The sequence below is a fragment of the Armatimonas sp. genome (assembly GCF_043760365.1).
Taxonomy (GTDB): domain Bacteria; phylum Armatimonadota; class Armatimonadia; order Armatimonadales; family Armatimonadaceae; genus Armatimonas.
In genome coordinates this window covers 1-2,106 of record NZ_JAYUPA010000202.1, presented here as the reverse complement: position 1 = coordinate 2,106, position 2,106 = coordinate 1, and the positions used below count along the sequence as shown (strand labels likewise).

Below are 2,106 nucleotides of genomic sequence, written 5' to 3'. Positions count from 1 at the left end.
CTGCTCGGCATAGACCACACCCGCCTGACGTACCGCTACCAGGGCCGCGACTTCCGCCTGACGGATGTAGAAGGCACTGTGGTGAAGAAGATACTGGCGTAGCCCCTCGGTTGGAGCGAGGGGACTGGAGAGCCTGCGGCTGCGAAGGGCGTGCCGCCCATGGGAGTTTTTGGTGTTAGAGGGGCGCGACCTCTAATATCAGCAGGGGCTTGCCATCGGGGCCGTTGATAATGTGCTTACCGTAGCCGGTGAACTCCCCGGAGCGCGCCACGGTTTGCCAGCCCCCATTTTCATCAATCCAATAGTTACCCAGCTTTACAAAGCCCTTTTGCGAACTCGCCGACGCAGGGACAGACTGTGACCAGTAGATTTTCGGCGCACTTCCTGGTGCAGGGAAACTCGCCCGAAGTTCGGGATAGACCGCGGACAGAAAAGGCTCCGTGGGAACAACACCTGTTTTGAATGTTTGCATGCTACGGGGGTGTTTTGGATCGGTTAGTAGTTTCATTGTGACCGTAGCATCACCAATTACTTTCCAGGCATATCCTCCCGATTCCAAAGGGCGAAGCTGATCTCTACCCGGCACGTTAGTGTCTCCCGCCCAGGAGATCAGCCCCGCAGATCTGGAAACTCCATGAATCTTTGGAGAACGAAGGTAGGGATTAGACACACGAGGATCAAGTGAGACGACGGAATGAAACTTCACAAAACAGGTCGAATTTTTGTAAACTTCCATTAAATATGTATTCATTAATTTGATTAAACCTTCGGATCGTTGCTGATTTTCTTCTTCATTCTGAGTGAATGGTTTGATATATGCCATCGCTATTATTTCCCCACTTTTGTTGCGAATCTGAGTAGGCTTATCCATTTGTATGACAACTCGTGCTGTCTCATTTCCGAGGTCTGTGCTTTTAGAGCAGGTATCTGCATCGAGGTTATTCTTGCAGGGAAGTAAGGTGAGAGTTGCTGTGTTATTTGCTCCTGAGCCTAATAGCTCGAAATGAGGAGGTGAAACGGGTTTCATGGATTCACCAGGACTGATCATGATGTAGCCACGCGCATTGCCTTCTACCAGACACCACTGATTAAGAGATTTTGAGAAATTTATTGCTACAACGGGAGAGTGCTGAAGCGAGCGGGTGATGAAGGCACCGCCAATGGCACAGAAAGCAGCAGTGGCAGTGACAAGTATGAGGCGAGCTTGCATGGGTTTACCTTTAAGTTTGTGACGAAGTCGGGTCGGGGTGGGGGCGTGGAGAGATCGCAGGGATCTCCAGAGCGTCTCCAGGCGTTTTTTTTCCGTACGACACGGGGCACAGTGGGCCAGATGCAGCCGCACTTGGAGGGCTCGCCAGGGCGAGAGCTCGCGGTGTACCAGGTCGATCAGCTCAGATTGCAGGCGCTCGTGAGAGTTCATCTTGTTCTCGTCTCCTCCTCCGAGAGGATAGTGCGCAACGTCTTCACCGCCGTATGGACACGCCACTTGAGTGTCCCCACAGGCTCACCCAGAATCGCCGCCGCCTCTTTGTAGGTACGCCCTTCGATGGCTGTTAGCTGTAAAACGCGCCGCTCGGCTTCGGGGAGCTTGGCGAGTGCGTTTTTGAGCGTGAGGCTAGCGATAAGCTGTGGCGTGGTGTCCGGCTGGGTGTGGGTTTCATCCTCCAGAAGCTCCGTCGTGTGGCGAGAGCGCTGGCGATCCCGGAGCCGCCGCCGGGCAATTCCCAGGAGATACGGGAGCGGGGCCGCGTCTTTGCGAAACGACTCTTGCTGGTGGTAGGCCGCCAGCAGCGTCTCTTGCGCGACATCCTCCGCCTCCGCTCTGTCGGGAGTCCTGCGGTTGAGGTAGCCGACGAGCTTTGCGCGGAACGGTGCGAACCGCCGCTCAAACTGCGTTGACTTTCCTTGGGATTTCATGGTGCGTTGCGGAAACATAAGCTGTCTCACTCAAGATTAGCAGCGAGCAGGTGAGATGGTTGGAATCTTAACATTTATTTTTTTAACGCGGGTAAAATCCCCGTATGAAGAAAACGCTCCTTGTTGCTGTTCTTGGCATTGCCGCCGTCGGTTTTACGCTCCAGGCCACCCAGACCCGCAAGATGGGCA

At 54.3% G+C, this 2,106-nt stretch carries 3 protein-coding genes and 1 pseudogene; 1 reads left to right on the top strand and 3 read right to left on the bottom strand.

Annotation, left to right across the window (positions count from 1 at the left end; genetic code table 11):
• On the top strand, positions 1 to 102 hold a 102-nt coding region (locus tag ACH2EH_RS04920; protein WP_395139497.1), incomplete at its 5' end, for a DUF1501 domain-containing protein.
• Between the two features lie 73 nt (positions 103 to 175).
• On the opposite strand, the gene ACH2EH_RS04915 is transcribed toward ACH2EH_RS04920, so the two are convergent.
• From ACH2EH_RS04915 to ACH2EH_RS04905, 3 genes and pseudogenes are all read right to left on the bottom strand, one after another.
• On the bottom strand, positions 176 to 1,210 hold the full coding sequence (locus tag ACH2EH_RS04915) for a hypothetical protein (protein WP_395139499.1): 1,035 nt from the start codon (positions 1,208 to 1,210) through the stop codon (positions 176 to 178).
• Between the two features lie 108 nt (positions 1,211 to 1,318).
• Positions 1,319 to 1,420: pseudogene (locus tag ACH2EH_RS04910) on the bottom strand (zf-HC2 domain-containing protein); the annotation flags it as partial.
• On the bottom strand, positions 1,417 to 1,935 hold the full coding sequence (locus ACH2EH_RS04905; protein WP_395139495.1) for an RNA polymerase sigma factor: 519 nt from the start codon (positions 1,933 to 1,935) through the stop codon (positions 1,417 to 1,419). The gene ACH2EH_RS04905 and the pseudogene ACH2EH_RS04910, both read right to left, overlap by 4 nt.
• Positions 1,936 to 2,106 lie beyond the last annotated feature (171 nt).

Excerpts from the sequence above, each read along its gene's own strand:
- ACH2EH_RS04915 (WP_395139499.1), bottom strand. The coding sequence starts at position 1,210 with ATGCAAGCTCGCCTCATACTTGTCACTGCCACTGCTGCTTTCTGTGCC.
- ACH2EH_RS04905 (WP_395139495.1), bottom strand. The coding sequence starts at position 1,935 with ATGTTTCCGCAACGCACCATGAAATCCCAAGGAAAGTCAACGCAGTTT.